Here is a 23,524-nt window from a genome sequence, read left to right on the forward strand (position 1 = left end):
TCCTGGAGGCGGTCGGCGCCCTGCCCGACCGTTGAGGTCTTTCAGCGCTGCCGCTCCAGGGTGAGGACCGCTGCGGCGATTGACGTCATTCGATTCGGGCTGCACCGCGATCTGCGGAAGATGCGCCAGGACTTCAGGCGGGCGACTCCACGTTCGACCGGGGCCTGCGCCCTGGACAGCGCCCGGTCGTAGCAGCGACCCGGCAGGGCCGGGGACAGTTTGATCTGTACCCTCACGCTGTCACGAGGCGGGCTGTCCGGCTGGTGATCAAGAAATGACGGTGGAGCTGAGGGCAGTCTGATCCGGGTGGTGCCGGTGAGTGCGGGAAGCGGTCCTGACAGAGCTGGGACGTGTGAGCACTGCCAGATGGTGCGGGTCCGGCAAGCGGGACGGAAAGGAGTACGAGAGGAACCGGCGTTTACGTCCCTCCATCTTGCACCGGCTCAAATCTGGCGGATATGGGCCGGAGGCGGTGCGCACCCACCGGATATCGGCGGGTAACGCCTGAGCCGGATAGGACGGCTGGCAGGGCTGGGATGGGGCGGAGCCGTCGTAGTACTCCGAGCCAGGGAAAGCCCGGTCACATGGGGAAGGGCGGCAGCGCTCGCGCGCCCGGGTATCGAGGATCGCGCGAGCTGGGCACGCTGTTGTTCAACCCCTCCACGCGTCAGGTCTCCCTCGCCGAGGCCGGCCGGCACCTGACCGAGCACGCGCGGACACTGGTCGCCGAGGAAGAACGCGCACGCGTCCACATGACAGAGCCGGCCACAGGCCGCGCGGGCCGCGTCGCCGTCGGTTTCATCGGCACCGCCACCTACGACGTACTCCCTCGCGTCGCCCGCACCGTGCGCGCGCCGCTCACCGAGACGGAGTGCGTCGGCCTCGTCCTGGCCTGCCGCGCACAGGGCAACTCGCCGGCCACGGAACAGGTCGCTTCAGTGATTCGACAATGCGTACAAGACTGATGCACAGTTCGGAAGGACCTGTCGTGACGCCTGCGTGGTATGCCCTGACCCCGGACGCTGTGGCAGGTTCCTCACGTGTCGTTCTGTATCCGCACCAGGTGCACGGCCGCACTGGCCCAGTCTCCGGTCGGCAGATCGAGGTGCAGTCCGTACTCGGTGAGCACGGTGGAGTGGTGGACGGTGCCGCTCTCCGCGTTGCGGTAGCGCGTGCCCGGTGGCAGGTCGCGCAGGCGGACGGGCAGGCGCGGGGTGCCGTAACGGGGACTGTGCTGATAGGCGAGAATCAGCAGCTCGTCGGCGTCCTCGGCGAGGTACTGCACGACGGTGGGGCCTTCGCCGAGCGGCTCGGCCAGCCGGTACTGACGTCCGTGCTGCACGAGGTGGCGTACCGCCTTGTAAGCGGCCACCAGCGCGGCACCTTCTGCAAGTTCCGCCTGCGACCACCGGGTCAGGTCGCCTCCTACGCCCAGCAGTCCGGCCATGGCGGTGTGGAAACGGAAGCGCAGTGGCACCGAGAGGTGGGTGAGTTGGTTGGGTACGTCGGTCACCCATGCGGACATCACACGTGTCGGGTAGACCTGGGTGAAGCCGTGCTGGATGACCAGTCGGTCCACTGCGTCGGTGTTGTCGGATGCCCATGCCTGGTCGGTGCGGGCGAGGATCCCCAGGTCGACTCGGCCCCCGCCGCCGCTGCACGTCTCGATCCGCAGCTGTGGGTGATCGGTGCGGACTCGATCGATGACGTCGTAGAGGTTGCTCACGTAACGGGTCCACAACCGATCGTTGCCATGGTCTGGTTCTGACCAGCCGGTCTCGCCGAAAGCACGGTTCATGTCCCATTTGAGGAAGTCGACGTCGTGGTCGGCGACGAGCCGGGTGAGCCAGTCGTAAGCCCAGTCGGCGACGTCTTGGCGGGCGAAGTTGAGGACGAGCTGGTGGCGCATCTCGGTACGGGTACGGCCGGGCACGTGCAGCACCCAGTCGGGGTGTGCCCGGTACAGTTCGCTGTCAGGGTTGACCATCTCCGGCTCGACCCAAACACCGAACCGCATACCGAGCCGGTGAACCGCGTCGGACAGCGGGCCGAGCCCGGCGGGGAAGCGGTCCGGTGCAGGGGCCCAGTCACCCAGGCCCGCGCGGTCGCTGCGGCGGGTGCTGAACCAGCCGTCGTCCACGACATACAGTTCCACGCCGAGTCGCGCGGCGCGCTCGGCCAGGGCCTTCTGCCCGGCTTCGTCGACGTCGAAGCCCGTCGCTTCCCAGGAGTTGTACAGCACCGGTGCCGTCTCCTCGGCGTGGGCCAGGACATGGGTCCGGGTGTACGAGTGCCAGGCACGACTCGCTTCACCGAAACCGCCGTCGCTGTACAGACCGGCGAAGACCGGGGTGACGAACTCCTCGCCCGGAGCAAGCGGTACGCACGTTCCCTCATGGCCGATGCCACCCGTCAGGCCGGCGCGGCCGTCGGGTGTGCGCTGAACTGTGAGACGCCAGCTCCCGCTCCAGGCGAGAGCGGTGCTCCAGACGCGGCCGTGGTCCTCGGTGGCCGTGCCGGTGTCGAGCATGACCCAGGGGTTGGCGTGGTGGCTGGTGATACCGCGTCGGCTGGTCAGTACGGTCTCGCCGTACGGCAGGTGGTCTCGGCGCAGCCGGCTCTCGGCCGACCACTGGCCTGTGACATGGCTCAGCCGGTAGTCGGGCAGGGGCGGCAGCGTCCACGCGGCGGAGTCGGCACGCAGCAGGTCCAGATGCTGCCCGCCGGTGTTGCGCAGGACGGTCCAGCGCTCGATCACATCGGTGTCCTCGTGCACCCGGTAGTGCAGGGCGACCTGCAGGGGACAGAGCCGATCGCGGAACTCCAGGATCAGCTCCGCGCTGCCGGGTGTGTTGTGCAGGACGTGGTGGCCGGTGGGCTGCCATTCGAAGGCGTGTGAGCCGTCTGCGTAGCGCACCTGCAAGGACGGCGGGCCGTAGCGGGTGCCGCCGTCGACCGGCAGTTCTTCACCCACCGCAGGGCGGCCTTCGAAGCTGCTGGGGGGTTCTCCGGACGGCACGATGAGCGCTTCCGCTTCCGCCATCGTCAACCGTGCTCCCCAGGCGATGTGACACGGTGCGCCGCTCTCGTCGATCCGCAGCGCGTACGCGGTGTGCGGGGTGGTCAGCAACCAGGCACCGGTGGTCGAGGAGCGGGAGATGAGCGGCATGAGGCCTCACGATCAGGACGTCAGCGAGTACTCCTAGAGGCAAGCGTGTCCATGGATCAACTGTCAACCCGTCGTCTCAGTCAGGTGTTTGAAGGCTGAGGCGCGGTGACGAGCACTCATTGGATGGATGCTGTTTCTTTTATTGACAGCAGAAAATAAGCCCCCTAGGTTTCCGGCCATGCAGTCGACCTCCCGTGCCGAGGCGTTCCCGGCGAGCACCCCGGCCGTCTCCCAGATCTTCACCACGGTTCTTTCCCATGGCCCTCTCACACGCCTTGAGGTGGCGCGCAGGACCGGTCTGTCCCCGGCGGCCGTCACCAAGGCCGTGCGGCCCCTGATCGAGGCCGGATACCTGGTGGAGGACAGCGCCGAGGAGGGGCGCGCTGCGCTCGGGCGGCCGGCGAACCCGCTGCGTGTCGACGGCGGACGGGCCCTGTTCACCGGATTGAAGGTGACCGGCGACGAGATCATCGGCGTACTCGTCGACCTGTGCTGCCGCATCCGTACGGCCCGGCGCGTTCCGCTGAACGGCCGCGCACCCGAAGAGGTCCTGGCCGCGGCTGCGGACCTGGTGCAGGAACTGCTGATCGAGGCCGACGGCTACGGCGTAGGGGTGCTGGGGCTCGGCATCGCCGTCTCCGGCGACGTGGACCGGGCCGAAGGCACAGTGCGCTACTCGCCCTTCCTGGAGTGGCGCGATGTGCCGCTGGCCGAGCTTGCCGGCACGACATGCGGATTGCCGGTGACCGTGGACAACGACGTACGCGCTCTGACGGTGGCCGAGCAGTGGTTCGGCGACGGCGTGGGGCTGTCGGACTTCGCCGTGGTGACCGTCGGAGCCGGCATCGGGTGCGGTCTCGTGGTGCACGGGCAGGTCGTCGCCGGCGCGCACGGTGTCGCCGGAGAGATCGGCCATGTGACGGTCGACCCGGCCGGCCCGCCCTGTCACTGTGGCAACCGCGGCTGTGTGGAGGCGATCGCGGCGGACGGCGCGATCGTCACCCAGGTCCGCGAGGCCACCGGCATGGAGATCGCCGATACCGCCGAAGCCGTCGACCTCGCCCACCGGGGCAACGCGGGCGCCCGCGCGGTGTACGCGAAGGCGGGCGAGGCGATCGGCCGGGGCATCGCCACCGTGGCCAACCTGCTCGGCCCCGAACGAGTGATCATCTCAGGGGAGGGGCTGGCGGCCTACGACCTGTTCGCCGAGCAGATCCGTGACGCCTTCGCCACGGCGGCCTTCGGGTCCGCCGCCCAGTGCGAGGTCCGTACCCGCCCACTGCCCTTCGAGGAGTGGGCGCGCGGGGCCGCAGCCACCGCCATCCAGTCCTTCATCACACCAGACCCGAACTGACACGTACGAGGAGCAGCAATGACGCAGCAGAGCCGCACATCCCTGGTTCCGCGTGGCCCCGGACGCCGTCAGATCGTCAACGGCATGCTCGCAGTCGGTGGTGCTGCCCTGGCCGCGCCGGTCCTCGCCGCCTGCGGCGGGGGAGCGGGAGCCGATCCCAAGACGGTCACCTTCGGCTCCAACGGAGCTGATGCCACGCCCAAGGCCGCCTATGCGGCAGTGACCGAGGCGTTCACCGAGGACTCGGGGCTGAAGGTGAAGACGAACACCGTCGACCACGACACCTTCCAGAAAAGCATCACCAGCTACCTCCAGGGCACCCCGGACGACGTCTTCACCTGGTTCGCCGGCTACCGCATGCAGTACTTCGCCAAGAAGGGACTGTGCTCACCGCTCGACGACGTGTGGGACAAGATCGGTGATGGCTTCGGCGAAGCAGTCAAGCAACTCTCCCGCGGCGAGGACGGCGCGTACTACTTCGTGCCGCTGTACACCTACCCATGGGCCGTCTTCTACCGCAGAAGCCTCTTCGAGGAGCGTGGATACCAGATCCCGCAGAAGTGGGACGAGTTCGTGGCCCTGGCCAAGCGAATGAAGCGGGACGGCCTGTCCCCGATCGCCTCCGGCTACGGAGGCGGCGACAGCTGGTCCGTCCTCGGCGCCTTCGACTACCTCGACCTGCGCGCCAACGGCTACGACTTCCATATGCAGCTCATGCGCGGAGAGGCCTCATGGACCGACAAGCGCACCGCCCGCGTCCTCGACCTCTGGCGCGAGCTGTCCCCTTACTACCAGAGCGGTGCCGGCGGCCGTTCCTGGCAGGACGCCGCCCAGTCGCTGCTCGACAAGAAGTCAGGCATGGCCATCATCGGCCTCTTTCTCGGCCAGCAGATCACCGACGAGAAGATACGCGCCGACATCGACTTCTTCCCCTTTCCCGAGATCGACGCCACCCACGGGCAGGACTCCGTGGAGGCGCCCACCGACGGCTTCATGCTCAGCCGCAGGCCCAAGAACGAGAACGGCGCGAAGAAGTTCCTGGAGTTCCTCGGCAGCGCCCGGGCCGAAGAACGGTACATGGGGGTCGACCCGAGCAACCTCGCCGTCAACGAGCGGGCAAGCACGTCCTCGTACAACGCCTTGCAGAAGAAGTCCGCCGACCTCATCACCTCCGCGAAGCACATCAGCCAGTTCGCCGACCGCGACAGTGACCCCGGCTTCGTCTCCACCGTCGTGCTGCCCGGCCTCACCCAGTGGCTCGGCCACCCCGACGACGGCACGGACACACTGAAACAGATCGAGTCGCAGCGCGCACGATTCTTCACGGTCTGACCAGGACCGGAAAGGCCCCCCACCGTGCCTTCTCCCACTGCCCCGCATCGCTTCGGCCGCCTGAGCACGGGTGACCGCCTGTTCCTGACGGCCGTCATCGGCATCCCGCTTCTCGCCCTGCTGGTTCTGGTCTGGCTTCCCGCACTCGCCTCGGTGGGTCTGTCCTTCACCGCCTGGGACGGCATCGACCTCACTGACATCCACTGGACCGGGGGCGACAACTACCATCAGATCCTCACCAACTATCCGCCGTTCTGGCCCGCGGTGCGGCACAACATCGTGTGGTTGCTGTTCACGGCACTGCTGCCCACGCCGTTCGGCATCTTCCTCGCCTACCAGCTCGACAAGAAGATCCGCTTCACCAGGATCTACCAGACCGCGATCTTCGTGCCGATGGTGCTCTCCCTGGCCGTCGTCGGGTTCATCTGGGAGATCATCTACAACCCCGACACCGGACTGCTGAACAGCGTCCTCGGGGCGGCCGGCGCCTCCCACCACATTGACTGGCTGGGCAACCCCGACATCAATCTGTGGGCAGTGCTGGTCGCATCGGGTTGGCGGCACACCGGCTACATCATGATCCTTTACCTGGCCGGCCTGAAGAGCTTCGACCCCGCTCTGAAAGAGGCTGCCGCACTCGACGGCGCCAATGGGCGCCAGACCTTCCTGCGTGTCGTCTTCCCGGCGCTGAAACCGGTCAACGTGATCATCCTCGTCGTGACTGTCATGGAGTCACTGCGCGCCTTCGACATCGTCTACGTCCTCTCCGGCGGCGTCGGCAGCAAGCCGGGCATGGAACTGCTCTCCCTGCTGATCACCGACAACATCATCGGCGAGTCCGGCCACATCGGTTACGGCTCCGCGCTCGCGGTCGTGCTCCTCCTGGTCTCCCTGGCCGCGATCGGAACGTTCCTCGTCCAGACCTTCCGCAAGGAGGAACAGTGACCACGGCCACGGCAGGACCGCCCACCAGGACACGAGTGGCATGCCCGCCCGAGCAGGGCAGCCCCTCACGCCCGCCGCGCAACGTCGGTCGTCACGTCCTGCTCGCCGGCATCAGTGTGCTCTGGCTGATCCCGCTGCTGTGGGCCGTCTACACCTCACTGAGGGCGTACGCCGACACCGCGAAGAACGGCTACTTCTCCTGGCCGCGCAGCCTCGGCCTGGAGAACTACTCAGACGCCTGGACCCAGTCCGGCATGCCGCACTTCTTCTTCAACTCCCTGCTCATCACCGTCCCCTCGGTACTGGGCACCTTGCTGTTCTCGGCGGCCGTGGCCTTCTTCGTCTCCCGCTTCAGCTTCCGGTTCAACATCGTGCTGCTGATGCTGTTCACCGCGGGCAACCTGCTGCCCGCGCAGGTGCTCATCACGCCCCTGTACCGGCTTTACCTGCTGATCCCGCTGCCGCCGTGGATGAGCGACTCCCTACTGCTGTACGACTCCGCCTGGGGCATCATCGCGATCCACATCGCCTACCAATGCGGCTTTTGCACCTTCGTCCTCAGTAACTACATGAAGACGATCCCCAAGGAGATCTTCGAAGCCGCAGTCGTCGACGGCGCCCAGGTGTGGCGCCAGTTCCTCCAGATCGTCCTGCCGCTGTGCCGGCCGGCCTTCGCTGCCCTGGCGACGCTGGAGTCGATCTGGATCTACAACGACTTCTTCTGGCCGCTCACTCTCATCGAGACAGGTGACAAGCGCCCCATCACCTCCGCACTGGCCAACCTCCAGGGCCAGTACTTCACCAACCCCAACCTGATCGCGGCAGGGGCTCTCATGACCGCGATCCCCACCCTCTTGGTGTACTTCGCCCTCCAGCGCCAGTTCATCAGCGGCCTCACCATCGGCTCGGGCAAGGGCTGAGCCGCTCCCCTCACTTCCCGCCGAACCCACTTACCGGAGGTCCGACCCATGCGGTCATCCTCGTACCCTGCCATGCCCGCGCGCGCCCTGAGAACCGTCACAGCCCTGGCACTCGCCGCAGGCCTGGCCGCTGTCGCCCCCGCGGCCTCCGCCGAGACCGCAGCCCCCGCACAGGACGAAGCCCGCTCAGCGGGTACCGCCCCCGCACTTGCGGCCAAGCCATACATGGGCTGGTCGAGCTGGAGCATGCAGTCGTCGAAGTACCCCGGCCTCAACCCCGACGGCGACTACAGCTACCTCACCGAGGCGAACGTGCTGAAGCAGGCCGACGCCCTGGCCGCCAAGCTGAAGAAGTACGGATACGAGTACGTCAACATCGACGCCGGCTGGTGGCGCGACAAGGACTGGACACCGCAGTTCGACCGGTACGCCCGCCAGAAGGCCGACCCTGAGCGCTTCCCCCGCGGCATGAAAGCCGTCGCCGACCACATCCACGCCAAGGGGCTCAAAGCCGGCATCTACCTCCCCGTCGGCCTGGAGAAGGAGGCCTACAACGACGGCAAGTCGCCGATCCGCAACGCCGAAGGCTGTACCACCGCCGACATCGTCCACTCCGACCTGCGCACCACCAACGGCTGGGACAGCGCCTACAAAATCGACTTCTCCCGTCCCTGCGCCCAGAAGTACATCGACTCCCAGGCGCAGATGTTCGCCGACTGGGGCTATGACTTCCTCAAGCTCGACGGCGTCGGCCCCGGTTCCTTCAAGAGCGGCGACCAGTACGACAACGTGGCCGATGTAGCCGCCTGGCAAAAGGCCATCGCCGCCACCGGGCGCCCCATCCATCTGGAAGTCTCCTGGTCCCTGGACATCGGCCACGCCGAGGACTGGAAGAAGTACTCCAACGGCTGGCGCATCGACACCGACGTCGAGTGCTACTGCAACACCCTCGTCAGCTGGGAGAACTCCGTCGACGACCGCTTCAACGACACACCGGCCTGGACACGGCACGCCGGCCCCGGCGGCTGGAACGACCTCGACTCCCTCAACGTCGGCAACGGCACCATGGACGGCCTCTCCAAAGCCGAGCGGCAGACCTACGCCACCTTGTGGGCCATCGCCAAGTCACCCCTCTACACCGGCGACGATCTCACCCGCCTGGACTCCTACGGCCTGTCCCTGCTGACCAACCGCGAGGTCATCGCCGTCAACCAGGGTGCCGCACCGCCCGCCCGGCCTGTCACCCCCTCCGATCCCCAGCAGGTGTGGGCCGCGAAGAACCCCGACGGCACCTACACCGTCGCCCTGTTCAATCTCGCCGACGCACCGGCCGCGGTGAGCGCCGACTGGGCGACGCTCGGCTTCACCGGCAAAGCCGGAGTCCGGGACCTGTGGAACCACGAAAACCTCGGCACCCACAAGAACCGGATCACCCAGGCCCTGCCCGGGCACGGCTCCCGCTTGTTCACCATCACCCCGCGCGGCGGCCGGCTCGGTTGGACCGGTATCGAAGCCGAAGCCCCGGCGAACACACTCGCCGGGAACGCCTCCGTCGTCGATTGCCCGGCCTGCTCCGGCGGCCGCAAGGTCGGCAACCTGTACCAGGGCGGCAAGCTGACCTTCGGCAACATCGTCGTTCCCAAAGCCGGCACCTACCAGGTCAAGGTCTCCTACATCAGTGGTGACGCCCGCTCGGTGAACGTGTCGGCCAACGGCGCAGGCGCCACGAGCCACCTGTTTCCCTCCACCGGTGACTGGGGCACGGTCAGCACTGTGCACGTACCGGTGACGCTCAAGGCCGGCGCCAACACCCTCACCTTCGACAGCGGGTCCGGCTATGCGCCGGACATCGACCGGATCGACGTGCCGACGACATCCTGAAGCCCCGGGGGCCCGGTGCCGGCCCGGGCCCCGCTCAGTCCTCTGGAGCCGCCATGACCCCCCGACCGACCGACCCCAGCAGAAGAACCCTGTTCTCCCTCGCCACGACGGCCGGCCTGACCGCGGCCCTCGGTTCCCTGCCTACCTTCACCGCCACAGCCGCACCCCGACGTCACTCCGAGACACCTCCGTTCACCGGCACGGCGCGCGACCGGCTCTGGTGGCGGGCGCCCGGCAACGAGCACTCCATGATCGAGCAGGGCCTGCCCGTCGGCAACGGCCGCCTCGGCGCCCTCGCGAGCAACGATCCCGGCCGCGAGCTTCTGCTGATCACCGACGCGACGATGTGGACCGGTGGTCTCAACGACACGCTCGACGCCGACGGCCAGTTCCCTTACGACCACCGCACCGGCTTCGGCTCCTTCACCCTGCTCGCCCGGCTGACCGTGGACATCCCCGACCACGACCTGGCCGGCGTCAACGACTACCGCCGCACCCTCGATCTCGCCCAGGGCCTGATCACCAGCTCCTACGTTCGCTCCGGCGTCACCTACCGGCGCCAGATCTTCGCCAGCCGCCCCGACGACGCGATCGTCCTGCACTTCACTCAGGACGGTGGCGGCCGCTACACCGGCACCATCAGCCTGGAGGGCACGCACGGAGAAAGCCCTTCGAGTGCCGAATCGTTCGCGGCGTCCTTCCCCAACGGCCTGTGCTACGGCGCGGCGCTGAAGGCCTACGGCAACGGCGGCCGCATCCGCACCCGTGGCACACACATCGACTTCTCCGACTGCAAGAGCGTCACCATAGTGGTCAGCGGTGGCACCAACTACGCCCCCGACGCCCGCACCGCCTACCGCGACCCCTCCCTCGACCCCGAGAAACTGGCCCGCACGAAGGCCACCACCGCCGCCCGGCACTCGGCCGACACGCTCCTGCGCACCCACGTCGCCGACTACCACTCCCTCTACAAGCAACTCAGCCTCTCCCTGGGCACGTCCACGGACACCCAGCGCTCCCTCGACACCTGGGAGCGCCTCGCGGCGCGCGCCCGCGACAAGGCCCCCGATCCCGAACTCGAAGCGGCCTACCTGCAATTCGGCCGGTACCTGATGATTTCCGGATCACGTGGCAGCCTGCCCCTGAACCTGCAAGGACTATGGCTGGACGGCAACGACCCGGACTGGATGGGCGACTACCACAGCGACATCAACCTCCAGATGAACTACTGGATGGCGGACCGGACGGCCCTGTCCTCGTGCTTCGAGACATTCACCGACTACTGCCTCGCCCAGCTGCCGTCCTGGACCGACCTCACCCACCGGCTCTTCAACGACCCGCGAAACCGCTACCGTAACTCCACCGGAAAGATCGCAGGCTGGACCGTCGCCATCTCCACCAACATCCACGGCGGAAACGGCTGGTGGTGGCACCCCGCAGGCAACGCCTGGTTGTGCAACAGCCTGTACGAGCACTACGAGTACACCCAGTCACGTACACACCTGGCGAAAATCTACCCACTGCTGAAGGGCGCCTGCGAGTTCTGGGAGGCACGGCTACTGACCACCACCCTCCCGGGCAACTCCGAGGAGGTACTGATCGCCGACAGCGACTGGTCCCCCGAACACGGCCCCCTGGATGCCAAGGGCATCACCTATGCCCAGGAACTGGTGTGGCAACTGTTCGGCAACTACTGCGCCGCCTCCGCCCAACTGAAGAAGGACACCAGCTACGCGGACACGATCGCCGCGCTGCGCAAAAAGCTCTACCTGCCGCAGGTGAGCCCGAAGACGGGCTGGCTTGAGGAGTGGATGTCGCCGGACAACCTGGGCGAGACCACGCACCGGCACCTGTCCGGCCTGATCGGCCTGTTCCCCGGTGACCGCATCCGCCCCGACGGCTCCACCCCGAAGGAGATCGTCGACGGCGCCACCGCGGTGCTCACCGCCCGCGGCATGGAGAGCTTCGGCTGGGCGAACGCCTGGCGCGCCCTGTGCTGGGCGCGACTGAAGGACGCGGACAAGGCCTACCGGCTCGTCATCGACAACCTCCGCCCCTCCATCGACGGCACGAACGGCACCGCGTTCAACCTCTTCGACATCTACGCAGTCGAACAGGGCCGCGGCATCTTCCAGATCGACGCGAATTTCGGCACACCGACAGCGATGATCGAAATGCTGCTGTACTCCCGCCCCGGACACGTGGAGCTGCTTCCCGCGCTCCCCGACGCATGGGCCGCCTCCGGCTCCGTCCAGGGCGTCCCCGTACGCGGCGGGTTCATCGTGGACCTCACATGGCGCAAGGGCCGGCCGACCAAGGCACGCATCCGCAGCGTCGGCGGCCGCACCACCGAAGTCGTGTACGCGGACGTTTCGCGAACAGTGACGCTCGAACCGGGCCGGATCGTCACATTGAAGGACTTCACCGCATGAGGACTCGCCACGCCCGGCTGCGCCGGCTGCTCGTCACGGTACTCCTCGCCGTGGCTGTGCAGGCCGTCCCCTCTGTGGCAGGGGCGGCAGAACCGAAGCACGACGTCGTCACCTGGGGCGCCGGCGCCGACCGCTTGGGCGAAGGAGTGGCCGGCCGCGGCTACCGGCTCGTCATCCACACCAGCGTCGGCGGCGACGACCTGCGGATCCGGCTCTCCAACTCCTTCGGCGACCGCCCCGTGACGTTCGACAGCGTCTACGCGGGCATCCAACGGGCAGGCGCCGAAGTGCTGCGCGGCAGCAACCGGCGACTGACCTTCGGCGGGGCACGGTCCGTCACCGTCCCAGCCGGTTCCACCGTCCGCAGTGATCCGCTGCCGGGCAGGACGGCCCCGGGGACAGACCTGGTCGTCAGCTTCCACACTCCTGACGCGGCGGGTCCGGCCACGGGCCACGGGATGGCCATGCAGACGTCGTATGTGACCCAGGGCGATCACACCGCTGAGGAGGAAGCGGCCAACTGGACGGACACCATCAGCTCCTGGTTCTACCTGGACGCGGTGACCGTGCGCACGTTCACTGCCACGGGAGCGATGGTGGCACTCGGTGACTCCATCACCGACGGCTGGCAGTCCAGTATGGATCTCAACCGCCGCTGGCCCGACTACCTGGCACGCCGACTGCAGAAGTCCACCACCACGACCATCGAGGGCGTGGCCAACGAAGGGATCTCGGGAAACAAGGTCCTCGCCGACGGCGCAGGCCAGAGTGCGCTGAGCCGGCTGGACCGCGATGTGCTGTCCCATCCGGGAGTGCGCACAGTGTTCCTCTTCGAGGGAGTCAACGACATCAAAGCCCACACCGGCGTCAAGGCCGAGGAGATGATCGCCGGCTACCGGGAGATCATCGACCGCGCCCATGCGTCCGGGCTCTGCGTCGTGGGGGCCACAATCGGTCCGTTCAAGGGCTGGCCGGAGTGGGACCCCCAAGCCGAGGCCCTACGGCAGGACGTCAACGAGTTCATCAGGAACAGTGCCGAGTTCGACGCAGTGACCGACTTCGACCGCGCGCTGCGCAGTCCCTACGATCACGAACGCATGCTGCCGTTCTTCGACAACGGTGACCATGTGCATCCCAACGACAAGGGCATGCAGGCGATGGCCGACGCGGTCGACCTGACGGACATCGACTGCCCAGCCATGCCCGACTGATCCATGTGCTGTGTAAGAAGGTGACTGACGGAACTGCGTGAGAGCGGCCTACTGAAGATGGACGACGCCGCAGTCGACGGCTCCCATGGCAGAGCCCTCAAAGGGGACGCACGCCGACCTTCGCCGCTCGACTGTCTGCCGGGTGCTTCAGCTGTCCCCGTCGACGTACTTCGCGCGCAAGCAGCGGCCGAAGTCCGCCACGCAGGCTCCGCGACGAGGAACTGATCCCGCTGGTCACGGCCATGAATCGCTGCTGCGCGTCGCCGTCGGCCAGGCATATCCCGCTTGCGAGCGGAGTCCGACGGACGGTACCTGCGACTCGGCCCGGCGATCCTGCCGGCGCATGCCGCCGAACAGATCACCCACGGCGGAATCACCGCCCTGCCCGTCCCGGGCCACTACTTGGTCCGCTCACTGCGCCGCGGCGGCGCCGACGCACCCGGTCCCCGCGGCCGAGGCCGCGGTGGGGGCACTGCAATCCGCACTGCTGCACACCGCCGAGTCCCTCGCCTCCCGCGGCCTGGTCGCCGGCGAGCCCCATGTCTCCGCCGTGCCGGAGGGCGCCTGTCGGGCAACTTGCCTGCTCAGGCGCCGTTCTGCTCCTCACGCGTCGGTCCGCGAGAGGGTGACTACCACCATGGAACCGGCACCTGTCACGACGGACGCCGCCGGGGCGTGCCGCCCGTCGGCACTCGGCGGGACGCCGCCCGGCCACGCGCCGAGGGCTGCGGGCGGTGACGCACCCGACTGGAGCGCAGATGCCTGGCCATCGCATCGGCCGCCCTGTCCGGGTTGCGCTGCACGAGGGCGTCCAGGATGTGCTGGTGCTCGGCGACGGTGGCGTCGACAGATCCGGGCGCGCTGTTCAGCCGCAGCATGTGCAGATGGGCATGGAGGCGGTTCACTGCGTCGGCGAGCAGCGGCCGCCCCGCGGCCCGAGCCAGCACGTCGTGGAATTCCTGGTCGAGCGCGGCGAATCGGCGATAGTCCGAGTACTTCTCGCCCAGGTCGGGCTGGCGGTGCATCTCCTCGACGAGGGAGCGCAGTTGGCGCAGTTCGTCATCGCTCGCGTTCTCTGCCGCCAGTGAAGCGGCCCGGGGCTCCAGCAACAACCGCATCTCGAACAGGTCGAGCAAGGCGTCGGAGTCGAGCAGGTCGGTGGCTCGATAGCCGGCGTTGGCCCGCTTGACCACAAGCCGCTCCGACTCAAGCCGGGCGAGCGCCTCTCGCACCGGGGTCGCCGACACGTCGAGCTGACGGGCCAGTCCCTCGATGCTCACGCGGGCACCAGGTGCGATCTCGTGGTCCATGACCATCGCCTTGACGCTTTCGTAGACGCGATCGGTCAGCGCATCCTGTCGAATCCCATCAGCCATGACACGAATCATAGAGAATCCCTGCTCATACGGGGTCCGCGCGCCAGTCTGTGTACGGCGGGGGCACGCCCTGGCCGCCGACGCCTCGGCGCCCCTTTCCATAGTCGAACCCCTTCGCGTGATGCCCGTCGCAGGCGAGCCGCCAACTCTAGGCGCCGGTGCGCGCAAGCCATTGCCACAGGCCAATTCCTATAGCATTCTGTCGTCCAGCGTCATTTCCTATAGGAAACGAGGTGTGGAGGGATGCTGAGCACCCCGGGATACGACCCCGTCGCGGTAGTCGGTCCAGGAGCCGTCGGTCTCGCGCTCGCGGCTCGGCTGGCCGGGCAGGGACACCCGGTGACGCTGTGCGGAAGACCCGGCACAGCGCCGGTGACGGTGGTGACGTCGAGCGACGAGCACGGGACACGGACTGTCGATGTGGAGTGGCACAGCGAACCAGCCCGTGTGCACCCCTTCCGCTGGGTGGTGGTGGCGACCAAGCTGCATCAGAAGGACGCGGCACGCGCCTGGCTTGAGCGGCTGGTCGACAGCGACACCCTGGTCGTCGTCGCGCAGAACGGCATCGAGCACCGGGAACTGGTGGCGCCCCACGCCACACACCGCCAAGTGGTGCCGACCCTCGTCCAATTCAACGCCGAACGGCATGGCAGGGACCGGGTGGGATTGCGACAGGACGGTCCGGGCCTGGTCATCGGCGGTGACGCGCCGGGGCGCCGCGCCCGCCCACTCCTGGACCGGACCGGGCTCGGCGTGCACACCGTCGCCGACTTCACCACCGCAGCCTGGCGCAAACTCATGGTCAACGCGGTTGCCAACCCCCTCACGGCCCTCACCTGCCGCCGCGTCGAGGTTTTCGGTGACCCGTCCGTTCGGAACCTGGCGGCCACGATGCTCGCCGAAGTGGCTGCGGTGGGCCGGGCCGAAGGCGCCCGGCTGCCGGCCGAAGCCGTCGACGAGGCCCTCGCATGGATCGACACCCGCCCGGCCGGGGCCGGTTCGTCGATGCTCGCCGACCGCCTCGCCGGACGTCGCCTCGAATACGACGGGCTGCTCGGTGTCGTCGTCCGCAGGGCCCGCACGCACGCGCTCACCGCGCCGGTGTGCGCCATGGTGCTGGCGCTCGTCGCCGCCCTTGACACCGCGCCGTCCGCGACAGCAGCGGCGCACGACACCTTCAAAGATCAGGAGCAGCAGTGGCACAAGTGATCAAGGCGGAGGCCTACCTCGTGGACATCGAGGTGGAGACGGTGCGTACGGACGCCAAGCAGGCGTTCCTCAAGCAGGAGACCCTCTTCGTCGAGCTGACGACGGCCGACGGACTGACCGGCACCGGCTATTCGTACACGATCGGCACCGGCGGCCGGGCCGTCCTCGCGATGCTGCGCGACCACCTGCTGCCCTCGCTCATCGGTCATGACTCCCGTGAGATCGAGAGCGCCTGGCGGACGATGTACGACAGCACCCGGGCCACGATGGTCGGAACGATCACCGCGTTGGGCCTGGCCGCCGCGGATCTGGCACTGTGGGATCTGCGCTGCCTGCGAGCGGGTGAGCCACTGTGGCGTGTGGCCGGGGGATACCGGTCGGCCGTGCCGGTGTACGACACCGAGCACGGCTGGCTCCAGCTCGACGAGGGCGAGTTGGTCGCGGGCGCCCTCGAAGCGCGTGACCAGGGCTTTTCCGGAGTCAAGGTAAAGATCGGCAAGCCGAGTCCCAAAGAGGACGCAGCGCGTATCCGGGCCGTCCGTGAAGCGGTCGGCCCCGGCATGGACATCATGGTCGACGCGAACCAGGCCTTCACTCCCGCCGAGGCGGTGCGGCGCGCCGCCCTTCTCGAACCGTACGATGTCGGCTGGTTGGAGGAGCCGCTGCCCGCCGACGACGTGGCCGGGCACGAACGACTGTCCGCCTCGACGACCGTCCCCGTGGCGGTCGGGGAGTCCATCTACTCCCTGGGCCACTTCCGCGAGTACCTCCAGCGCGGCGCCGCCGGCATCGTGCAGCCGGACGTCTCCCGGATCGGCGGCATCACCCCGTGGCTCAAGCTCGCCCATCTCGCTGAGGCGTTCGGGGCCGAGGTCTGCCCACACTTTCTGATGGAGATCCACGTCAGCCTCAGCGCCGCAGTGCCCAACGCCCGCTACGTCGAGTACATCCCCCAACTCCGCGCGGTGACCACCCGCCAGCTGCACATCGCAGACGGCCTCGCACACGTGCCCCAGGAGCCGGGACTCGGTATCGCCTGGAGCCGCGACGCCATCGACGACCGGCGGGTCGCCTGAGCCCCGTCCCTTTCCACCACAGGAGGACAACGGTGTCCACCCTCTCCACTGTGAAACCCGTTCCCGCCGCCACCGCGCACCGCCGCAGAGTCCTGCTGGCCTCCCTCGTCGGTTCGGCCCTTGAGTGGTACGACTTCTACCTCTACGGCACGGCCGCGGCCCTCGTCTTCAACAAGATCATTTTTCCGTCGTCCGACCCCACGGCCTCACTCCTGGCCTCCTTCGGCACACTCGCCATCGGCTACTTCGTCCGGCCGCTCGGCGGTCTCCTCTTCGGTCGCCTCGGCGACCTGTTCGGCCGTAAGCGCGTCCTGGTCATCACCCTTCTGGTGATGGGTGTCTCCACCGTCGGCATGGCATTGATCCCGACGTACGAGCAAGTGGGCGTCCTCGCCCCCGTCCTGCTGGTCGTCCTGCGCGCCGTCCAAGGGCTCGGGGCCGGAGCCGAATACGGCGGGGCGGCCATCCTGGCGGCCGAGTTCTCCCAGCCGCGGCGACGCGGACTGTTCGGTGCGGCACCCAGCGTTGGTGTCTACATCGGGATCCTCCTCGCCTCGGGCGCCTTCGCGCTGGTGACGCAGCTGCCGGAAGAGCAGTTCCTGACCTGGGGCTGGCGCATCCCGTTCGCGGCAAGCGTGCTGGTGATCGCCGTGGCTCTGGTTATCCGCCTGCGGTTGACCGAGAGCCCGGCGTTCGAAGCCGCCCAGGAAGGATCGAAGACCACCGAGGTCTCCCCTGTACGAGAGGTCGTGCGCACCGAATGGAAGGCCGGCCTGGTCGTCTTCGGCCTCCAGACCGCGCAGAACGTCGTCGCCTACCTGAACCTGACGTTCCTGGCCGCCTATCTCACCGACACCCTGGAACTTTCCAGTTCGACGGGCCCCGTCGCCATCACCGTCGGTACCGCCGTGACAGCCCTCACCCTCCCCTTGTTCGCCCATCTCACCGACCGTGTCGGCCGCAAACCGGTCGCCCTGGCCGGCATCGTCTTCTCGGCCGCGTTCGTCTTCCCGTACTTCTGGGTCATCGACCACGCACACACCTCGCTCATCGTCACCCTGGCCGTCGTGGTGAGCATGGGGATCGGCGTGGGCTGCATGTTCGCCCCGCAGGCCGCCTACTACAGCGAGCTGTTCACCGCACGGTCCCGCTTCACCGGTCTCGCCCTGTACCGGGAGGTCGCCGGCGCCGTCACCGGCGGACTGACCCCGCTCATCGCCGTCGCCCTCGTCGCCGCGACGGGAGGCCGCTCTTGGAGCGTCGCGTTGTTCGTCATCGCCTCCTGCGCCGTCGGTGGCCTCGCTGTGGGCCTCGGCCCCGAGACCCGCGGCCGTGACCTCGCCGTCACGACCGTCGACGCCCTCCGCGACTCGACCGGAACCTACCGCTGACCCCGTGACACCGCACGAATCGCCGAATACGAACGACTCCTCGGCAGCAAGGAAATGAGGAAGAACCACCATGCGTATCGCCCGACTGGGCCAGCCAGGACAGGAAATACCGGTCGTCATCGACGGCGACCGCGTCCTCGACCTGCGGGGTGTCACCACGGACGTGACCCCTGAGTTTCTCGAACACCATCTGCCCGCAATCGACCCGAGCACCCTTCCCCAACTCCGGGACACCGCGGGCCTGCGCCACGGCGCGCCCATCACCCGGCCCACCGCAGTTGTCTGCATCGGCATGAACTACGCCCGGCACGCGGCCGAGTCCGGCGCCGAACCACCCACCGAGCCGGTCGTGTTCTTCAAGCATCCCAACACGGTGGTCGGCCCGAACGACCCGGTCACGATCCCCCGGGGAAGTACCATGACGGACTGGGAGGTCGAACTCGGCGTGGTCATCGGCCGGCAGACCAGCTACCTCGATACACCTGCCGACGCCGCAGCCCATATCGCCGGCTACGTCCTCGTCAACGACGTCTCCGAACGCGAGCTGCAACTGCACCGCTCAGGAGGACAGTGGTCCAAGGGCAAGTCCGCACCCACGTTCACGCCCGTGGGCCCGTGGCTGGTCACCGCCGACGTACTCGATCCGGCGGCGGTACGTCTGCGCAGTCGCGTCAACGGCGAGCCTCGCCAGGACTCCAGCACCGCCGACCTCATCTTCTCCGTGCCCGACATCGTCCACCGGCTCAGCCAGTTCATGACTCTGGAACCTGGCGATCTCATCCTCACCGGCACCCCGGAGGGCGTCGCTCTCTCAGGGCGTTTCCCCTACCTGCGCGCCGGCGACGTCGTCGAACTCGACGGCGACGGACTCGGCCAGCAGCGTCAGACGATGGTCGCAGCGAAGGATGGACGATGACCCACACCACCGACAACCACCGCATCACTGGGCTCGAATACGGGGGTCTCGTCGCCGTCATCACCGGCGGCGCCTCCGGTATCGGTCTGGCCACCGCCCGCGAATTGCACGCGCGGGGCGCCAAAGTGGCCGTACTCGACCTGGCCGGAACCGACGAGCCGTTCCTGCACGTCCACTGCGACGTCACCGACGACGAGGCCGTCCGCACGGCTGTCGACACAGTGATGAACGAACTCAGTGACATCCACGTACTCGTCAACAACGCCGGAATCGGCGCCCAGGGCACTGTCGAGGACAACGCTCCCGACGAGTGGCACCGCGTGCTCGACGTCAACGTCATCGGCATCGCCCGCGTCACGGCTGCGGCCCTGCCTGCGCTGCGCAAGGCCGCAGCCCGGGGCAACGGACATGCCGCGATCGTCAACATGTGCTCAATTGCAGCGACCGCAGGACTGCCCCGGCGGGCCCTGTACTCGGCGAGCAAGGGCGCCGTCCTGGCCCTGACTCGTGCGATGGCGGCCGACCATCTGCACGAGGGCATTCGGGTGTCCTGCGTGAACCCCGGCACGGTGGACACGCCCTGGGTGGGCCGGCTCCTTTCTGCCGCGGACGACCCCGACGCCGAGCGCGCCGCCCTGGCGGCCCGCCAGCCGAGCGGCCGACTGGTCAGCGCTGAGGAGGTTGCCAACGCCGTCGCTTACCTGGCCAGCCCCCGCTCCGGCGCCACCACCGGCACGGACCTCGCGGTCGACGGCGGGATGCAAGGACTGAGGTTGCGCACACAGTGACCAGGCCGCCTTGTCACGAGCACCGATGCCGCCCGCACGATCGGGCAGGCCCACTACAACACCGGCTACCGGCACGAGGCCGAACCACTGGCCCGGCATTACTCCGGTGTCTTCGGTCCCGGGATCGCCTCGGGCGAATACGACGCGATCATCACGCCGTCCGGTTCGTGCGCGGCGATGGTGCGCGAACTGTACCCGCGCATGGGCGAACGCCACCGGGCAGAGGGCCGCGGTGACAGCCTCGCGGCGCGACTGGCACCGGTGATCCCGAAGACGTACGAGCGCACCGAGTTCCTCATCGACGTGCTCGGCGTCACTGACGTCGGCGCGTACTACCCGCACATCGTCACCTACCACCCGACCCGCCACGGTCTGCGCACGCACGGCCGAGGAGACGGCGAGCTGCTCGCGGGGAACCTCGCGGACTGTCGGGCGATCGTTCACCGGTGCATCGACGAGGAACTGCCGGAGGTCGTCATGCGGCTGCTTGCCGAGCGCGGCGCGCGGACCGTTGCCGTGCCTCCCGAGCTGCCCGCGTACTGGACGTCATGAACGGCCCCGGCTACCGCCCCAAGAACCCCGCGGACAAGCCTGCGATCAAGTAAGCCGGACACCGGAACGAGACTGGGGCGGGAGCGGCTCTCCCACCCCAGCCGGTGACATCGGTCTCAGGACGGAAGGACGGCATAACTGAGGTCCTGGACCGTGAGCGAGGCGGGCGTCAAACGCAGCCACATCGTGCCTCGTTCACCCGGATCGTCATACAGATAGCCCACGAATCGCGCATCCCACAGAGCCTCGTCCACCCCCAGATAGCGGACCAGCTTGCGCCGGCCCCTCGGCACGTCGAACGGCACGAGCGCAGCCCGCCCCCGCGCGATCACCTGCTGGACACGTCCCGTCACGAGATCGCATTCATCCACCACGAGCGCGACGTTCGGATCGTTCTTCACCCGGTCGAACAACCGGGTCCACGGACCTGTCAGCACCCAGAATGCACCGTCCTCCCACAAGAACCAGACCGGGCGCACGGTGGGCCCATTGGTGGCCATGCGAGCGGTGAGCGGCTGCTGCAGGAACGTGTCCACATCGAAGCTACGAGATGTCACATCGCCAATCGTGTGGTGCCACGCGCCCCTTGCCTACCGACCTCCGACCTAGGACCACAGCAGCACGGCAGGGACGAGACACGGCCTGACGTCCCAGAGAGGTGGGGAAATACGACAGTTTCTAGTTGCCGCCGCGGTTCAGCCAGGCGTGGACTGCCCCGCCGTCGTAGACGACCAGATAGTCGGCTCGCCCGTCTCCGGTGACGTCCGCGAATCGCAGGTTGTTCCGGCTGAACGACTCCTCGCTGAAGACGGTCCCCCACTGAATGAATTTCCCTCGGCGGGCCCCAGCGGATCAACGCCGTCAGCCCCCATGTCAGCCAGGCATACGTCCACTCGATCCAAGGCTCCCAGACCGGCCGGCTACGGCCTCTGAGCGCCGAAGACCGCCCGGCGGCGGATGTAGTCCGAGGCGATCTCCCGCATCCGCGCGCCGTCGAACGGGTCGCCGTGACCCGCGCGGACCTCCGCGATGTCGAGGTCGAGGAGGCGGTGCATCGTCTCGACGTACGCCGGGATGTCGGCGCCGTGCATGTCGTCCAGCAGGCCGCCCTCGTAGATCACGTCCCCCGAGTACAGAACGCGGGCGGTCTCGTCCAACAGGACCATGCTGCCGGGCGAGTGGCCGGGAGCGTGCAGGGCGCGCAGGGTGCGGTCGCCGAGGTCGATGAGGTCGCCGTCGTTCAGGCGGCGGGGTGGTGTGAGCACCGGACGGACGCCGTACGCGGCGGGCTCGAAGTCGTCCGAGGGGACGGCGTCGAGCAGCAGCTCGGGGAATGTGAAGCCCGTGACGTCGATGCCGAGAAGGTCCAGCTCGGTCGTGGTGTGCAGGCTCGCCCTCGCCGGGTGGCGGAGGACGTCCGCCTCGGCGGCGTGGACCCCGACCTCCCCGAACTCATGGGCGCCGCCGACGTGATCGAGGTGCGTGTGGGTGATCAGCGCGAGGGGGTCATGGGCGAACAGGGCGGGGAGATGACGGCGCAGGGACGCGACACCCAGGCCGGTGTCGATGACCGCGTCCCGTGTGGCGCCGCGGATCCACCACAGGTTGGCCGCGACCAGGGCGTGGAGGTGGGGCTCGGTGATCCGGGTGACCTGCCCGTCGACCGGCTCCGCGGCGAACCAATGTGTTGCGGTGGGGAGTTGGGTCATGTCCGTGTCCCTCTCATGACGTGACCGGTATGGCCGCCGGCCGGGTTCACCGGCGGGGGTCCAGGGGGCGCAGGGCGTCCGGGGCGACGCCCGTGGCGAGGTGGTCGGCGAGCAGAGCGCCGGTGGCCGCGCCCTGGGTGACGCCCCACATCCCGTGCCCGCCCGCGACCCAGACGCCCGGTGTGCGGGTGGGTCCCACGAGGGGGAGGCCGTCCGGGGTGAGGGGACGGTCCCCGGCCCATTCGTCCGTACGGTCGGACCAGTCGGCGCCGGACAGCATGGACGCGGCGTTACGGCCGATCCGATCGAAACGGTGGCGATCTGCCCGCGCTCCGGGCCGCGCGAACTCCATCACGCCCGCGATGCGCAGCCCGCCCGGGACCGGGGTGCAGGCCAGCCGCTGTTCCGGCAGGTAGAGCGGGCCGGGGGCGGGCCGGCTGAGCCGTACGGTGAACGAGTAGCCGCGTCCGGCGGCGACCGGGACGCGCACCCCGTGCTCCTTCGCCAGGGTGCTCAGCGCGGCTCCCGTGGCGATGACGACGGCGTCCCCGTCGATCGTGCCGTCATCGGTGTCGACCCCTGCCCCGGGACGCACCCGTGTCACCGTCCGACCGGTGTGGATCGTCCCGCCGCGGTCGACCACCGCCTTCGCCAGGCCCCGTACCAGCAGGGCGGGCTCCACATAGCGGGCGTCGCGGATGTGGACGGCCGCGCGGACGCGCGGGCCGAGCTGGGGGGCCAGGGAGCGGGCCTCGCCGAGGGGCAGCGCGGCGAGATCGTCGCCGGGCGGCAGGTGGCCGATGCGGCCGGGCGAGGAGAAGGCGGCCACGATCGGCGCGTCGATCACGGGTACGTCGAGCCCTCCGGCGATCAGCCGGTCGTACGCGGCCGTGCTCGCGGCGTTGAGCCCGAGGAGTCCCCGCCGGGCGCGGTCCCGGCGTCCGGGCGTGCAGTGGCGGGCGAACCGTGCCAGGAACAGCAGCGTGGCGGGACCGCAGCGGGGGGAGACCCTGAGGGGGCCGTGGGGGGCCACGAGGCCCTTGAGTCCTTCGGTGAGGGCCGACGGTTCGTTGAGCGGTTCCGCCCGTCCGGGGACGATCCATCCCGCGTTGCCGTGTGAGGCGCCGGCTCCGACGTGGTCGCGTTCCACCACGGTCACCCCGATTCCCCGTTCCTGGAGGAACCACGCGGTGGACAGGCCGACGACGCCCGCGCCGATGACGACAACGTGACGGGTTCCCTTTGGCGCTTTCGCGTTCATCG

The 23,524-nt window shown here is 68.4% G+C and carries 18 protein-coding genes and 2 pseudogenes; 14 read left to right on the forward strand and 6 right to left on the reverse strand.

Features of this window, described 5'->3' with window-relative positions:
• Positions 1–41: 41 nt before the first annotated feature.
• A pseudogene (locus ACFYTE_RS35745) lies at positions 42–188 on the reverse strand (IS5/IS1182 family transposase); the annotation flags it as partial.
• Between the two features lie 396 nt (positions 189–584).
• On the opposite strand from ACFYTE_RS35745, the gene ACFYTE_RS35750 reads away from it, so the two are divergent.
• Positions 585–965, forward strand: coding sequence for a hypothetical protein (locus ACFYTE_RS35750; protein WP_388719607.1), 381 nt, complete (start codon positions 585–587; stop codon positions 963–965).
• Positions 966–1,036: 71 nt separating this feature from the next.
• Here the strand turns inward: ACFYTE_RS35750 and ACFYTE_RS35755 are convergent, their stop codons facing one another.
• The gene (locus tag ACFYTE_RS35755) at positions 1,037–3,169 is read right to left on the reverse strand and encodes an alpha-galactosidase (RefSeq protein ID WP_388719608.1); all 2,133 of its coding nucleotides are present in this window, start codon (positions 3,167–3,169) and stop codon (positions 1,037–1,039) included.
• Between the two features lie 178 nt (positions 3,170–3,347).
• Here ACFYTE_RS35755 and ACFYTE_RS35760 point away from each other — a divergent pair, with 178 nt between their 5' ends.
• Genes ACFYTE_RS35760 through ACFYTE_RS35790 form a run of 7 tightly spaced genes read left to right on the forward strand, consistent with a single transcriptional unit; the run spans position 3,348 to position 13,244 of the window.
• Positions 3,348–4,523 (forward strand): ROK family protein, encoded by a 1,176-nt coding sequence (locus tag ACFYTE_RS35760; RefSeq protein WP_388719610.1) that lies wholly within the window; start codon positions 3,348–3,350, stop codon positions 4,521–4,523.
• 18 nt (positions 4,524–4,541) lie between these two features.
• Positions 4,542–5,855, forward strand: a complete 1,314-nt coding sequence (locus ACFYTE_RS35765; protein WP_388719612.1) for an ABC transporter substrate-binding protein — start codon at positions 4,542–4,544, stop codon at positions 5,853–5,855.
• A 24-nt stretch (positions 5,856–5,879) separates the two neighbouring features.
• A complete protein-coding gene (locus tag ACFYTE_RS35770; protein WP_388719614.1) occupies positions 5,880–6,800 on the forward strand; it encodes a carbohydrate ABC transporter permease in 921 nt (306 codons plus the stop codon).
• A 35-nt stretch (positions 6,801–6,835) separates the two neighbouring features.
• Positions 6,836–7,720, forward strand: a complete 885-nt coding sequence (locus tag ACFYTE_RS35775; RefSeq protein WP_388719703.1) for a carbohydrate ABC transporter permease — start codon at positions 6,836–6,838, stop codon at positions 7,718–7,720.
• Between the two features lie 48 nt (positions 7,721–7,768).
• Positions 7,769–9,601, forward strand: a complete 1,833-nt coding sequence (locus ACFYTE_RS35780; RefSeq protein ID WP_388719616.1) for an alpha-galactosidase D — start codon at positions 7,769–7,771, stop codon at positions 9,599–9,601.
• 53 nt (positions 9,602–9,654) lie between these two features.
• Positions 9,655–12,033, forward strand: a complete 2,379-nt coding sequence (locus ACFYTE_RS35785) for a glycoside hydrolase N-terminal domain-containing protein (protein ID WP_388719618.1) — start codon at positions 9,655–9,657, stop codon at positions 12,031–12,033.
• Positions 12,030–13,244: an SGNH/GDSL hydrolase family protein gene (locus ACFYTE_RS35790; protein ID WP_388719620.1), complete on the forward strand. Its 1,215-nt coding sequence runs from the start codon at positions 12,030–12,032 to the stop codon at positions 13,242–13,244. Before ACFYTE_RS35785 ends, ACFYTE_RS35790 begins: the two co-directional genes overlap by 4 nt.
• Positions 13,245–13,897: 653 nt before the next feature.
• Here the strand turns inward: ACFYTE_RS35790 and ACFYTE_RS35795 are convergent.
• Positions 13,898–14,620, reverse strand: a complete 723-nt coding sequence (locus ACFYTE_RS35795) for a GntR family transcriptional regulator (RefSeq protein ID WP_388719622.1) — start codon at positions 14,618–14,620, stop codon at positions 13,898–13,900.
• A gap of 243 nt (positions 14,621–14,863) precedes the next feature.
• Here ACFYTE_RS35795 and ACFYTE_RS35800 point away from each other — a divergent pair, with 243 nt between their 5' ends.
• The 6 genes and pseudogenes from ACFYTE_RS35800 to ACFYTE_RS35825 all read left to right on the forward strand — a co-directional run.
• Positions 14,864–15,829: a 2-dehydropantoate 2-reductase gene (locus tag ACFYTE_RS35800; protein ID WP_388719624.1), complete on the forward strand. Its 966-nt coding sequence runs from the start codon at positions 14,864–14,866 to the stop codon at positions 15,827–15,829.
• On the forward strand, positions 15,817–16,905 hold the full coding sequence (locus ACFYTE_RS35805) for a mandelate racemase/muconate lactonizing enzyme family protein (RefSeq protein ID WP_388719626.1): 1,089 nt from the start codon (positions 15,817–15,819) through the stop codon (positions 16,903–16,905). Before ACFYTE_RS35800 ends, ACFYTE_RS35805 begins: the two co-directional genes overlap by 13 nt.
• A 32-nt stretch (positions 16,906–16,937) precedes the next feature.
• The gene (locus tag ACFYTE_RS35810) at positions 16,938–18,296 is read left to right on the forward strand and encodes an MFS transporter (RefSeq protein WP_388719628.1); all 1,359 of its coding nucleotides are present in this window, start codon (positions 16,938–16,940) and stop codon (positions 18,294–18,296) included.
• Between the two features lie 70 nt (positions 18,297–18,366).
• On the forward strand, positions 18,367–19,212 hold the full coding sequence (locus ACFYTE_RS35815; RefSeq protein WP_388719630.1) for a fumarylacetoacetate hydrolase family protein: 846 nt from the start codon (positions 18,367–18,369) through the stop codon (positions 19,210–19,212).
• Complete coding sequence (locus ACFYTE_RS35820) at positions 19,209–20,000, forward strand: SDR family NAD(P)-dependent oxidoreductase (RefSeq protein ID WP_388719632.1); 792 nt, start codon at positions 19,209–19,211, stop codon at positions 19,998–20,000. The genes ACFYTE_RS35815 and ACFYTE_RS35820 overlap by 4 nt, the downstream gene beginning before the upstream one ends.
• A gap of 42 nt (positions 20,001–20,042) precedes the next feature.
• Positions 20,043–20,396: pseudogene (locus ACFYTE_RS35825) on the forward strand ((Fe-S)-binding protein); the annotation flags it as partial.
• 272 nt (positions 20,397–20,668) lie between these two features.
• Here ACFYTE_RS35825 and ACFYTE_RS35830 read toward each other — a convergent pair.
• The 3 genes from ACFYTE_RS35830 to ACFYTE_RS35840 form a co-directional block, all read right to left on the reverse strand.
• On the reverse strand, positions 20,669–21,109 hold the full coding sequence (locus ACFYTE_RS35830; RefSeq protein WP_388719633.1) for a pyridoxamine 5'-phosphate oxidase family protein: 441 nt from the start codon (positions 21,107–21,109) through the stop codon (positions 20,669–20,671).
• A 363-nt stretch (positions 21,110–21,472) separates the two neighbouring features.
• Positions 21,473–22,261, reverse strand: coding sequence for an MBL fold metallo-hydrolase (locus tag ACFYTE_RS35835; protein WP_388719635.1), 789 nt, complete (start codon positions 22,259–22,261; stop codon positions 21,473–21,475).
• A gap of 46 nt (positions 22,262–22,307) precedes the next feature.
• Complete coding sequence (locus tag ACFYTE_RS35840; RefSeq protein ID WP_388719637.1) at positions 22,308–23,522, reverse strand: NAD(P)/FAD-dependent oxidoreductase; 1,215 nt, start codon at positions 23,520–23,522, stop codon at positions 22,308–22,310.
• Between the last annotated feature and the right edge of the window lie 2 nt (positions 23,523–23,524).

It is taken from the genome of Streptomyces sp. NPDC004629 (assembly GCF_042873595.1).
GTDB lineage: Bacteria > Actinomycetota > Actinomycetes > Streptomycetales > Streptomycetaceae > Streptomyces.